The following is a 1575-nucleotide window of genomic DNA, read 5'->3' as shown; positions in this document are numbered from 1 at the left end:
TATGAGAGTTTGATCCTGGCTCAGGACGAACGCTGGCGGCGTGCCTAATACATGCAAGTCGAACGCTTTTTCTTTCACCGGAGCTTGCTCCACCGAAAGAAAAGGAGTGGCGAACGGGTGAGTAACACGTGGGTAACCTGCCCATCAGAAGGGGATAACACTTGGAAACAGGTGCTAATACCGTATAACAGTCGAAACCGCATGGTTTCGATTTGAAAGGCGCTTTTGCGTCACTGATGGATGGACCCGCGGTGCATTAGCTAGTTGGTGAGGTAACGGCTCACCAAGGCAACGATGCATAGCCGACCTGAGAGGGTGATCGGCCACATTGGGACTGAGACACGGCCCAAACTCCTACGGGAGGCAGCAGTAGGGAATCTTCGGCAATGGACGAAAGTCTGACCGAGCAACGCCGCGTGAGTGAAGAAGGTTTTCGGATCGTAAAACTCTGTTGTTAGAGAAGAACAAGGATGAGAGTAAAATGTTCATCCCTTGACGGTATCTAACCAGAAAGCCACGGCTAACTACGTGCCAGCAGCCGCGGTAATACGTAGGTGGCAAGCGTTGTCCGGATTTATTGGGCGTAAAGCGAGCGCAGGCGGTTTCTTAAGTCTGATGTGAAAGCCCCCGGCTCAACCGGGGAGGGTCATTGGAAACTGGGAAACTTGAGTGCAGAAGAGGAGAGTGGAATTCCATGTGTAGCGGTGAAATGCGTAGATATATGGAGGAACACCAGTGGCGAAGGCGGCTCTCTGGTCTGTAACTGACGCTGAGGCTCGAAAGCGTGGGGAGCAAACAGGATTAGATACCCTGGTAGTCCACGCCGTAAACGATGAGTGCTAAGTGTTGGAGGGTTTCCGCCCTTCAGTGCTGCAGCTAACGCATTAAGCACTCCGCCTGGGGAGTACGACCGCAAGGTTGAAACTCAAAGGAATTGACGGGGGCCCGCACAAGCGGTGGAGCATGTGGTTTAATTCGAAGCAACGCGAAGAACCTTACCAGGTCTTGACATCCTTTGACCACTCTAGAGATAGAGCTTCCCCTTCGGGGGCAAAGTGACAGGTGGTGCATGGTTGTCGTCAGCTCGTGTCGTGAGATGTTGGGTTAAGTCCCGCAACGAGCGCAACCCTTATTGTTAGTTGCCATCATTTAGTTGGGCACTCTAGCGAGACTGCCGGTGACAAACCGGAGGAAGGTGGGGATGACGTCAAATCATCATGCCCCTTATGACCTGGGCTACACACGTGCTACAATGGGAAGTACAACGAGTCGCGAAGTCGCGAGGCTAAGCTAATCTCTTAAAGCTTCTCTCAGTTCGGATTGTAGGCTGCAACTCGCCTACATGAAGCCGGAATCGCTAGTAATCGCGGATCAGCACGCCGCGGTGAATACGTTCCCGGGCCTTGTACACACCGCCCGTCACACCACGAGAGTTTGTAACACCCGAAGTCGGTGAGGTAACCTTTTGGAGCCAGCCGCCTAAGGTGGGATAGATGATTGGGGTGAAGTCGTAACAAGGTAGCCGTATCGGAAGGTGCGGCTGGATCACCTCCTTTCTAAGGAAATAGTTCATCT

The 1575-nt window shown here is 52.8% G+C and carries 1 rRNA gene; it reads left to right on the top strand.

The features are described 5' to 3' along the window. A 16S ribosomal RNA gene (locus AC4J95_RS21000) occupies nucleotides 1-1556 on the top strand. Nucleotides 1557-1575: the final 19 nt, after the last annotated feature.

This window comes from Enterococcus sp. GPZ-007, assembly GCF_059374735.1.
Note: the sequence above shows the minus strand (reverse complement) of the source record. Positions and strands in the feature narration are given on the sequence as shown.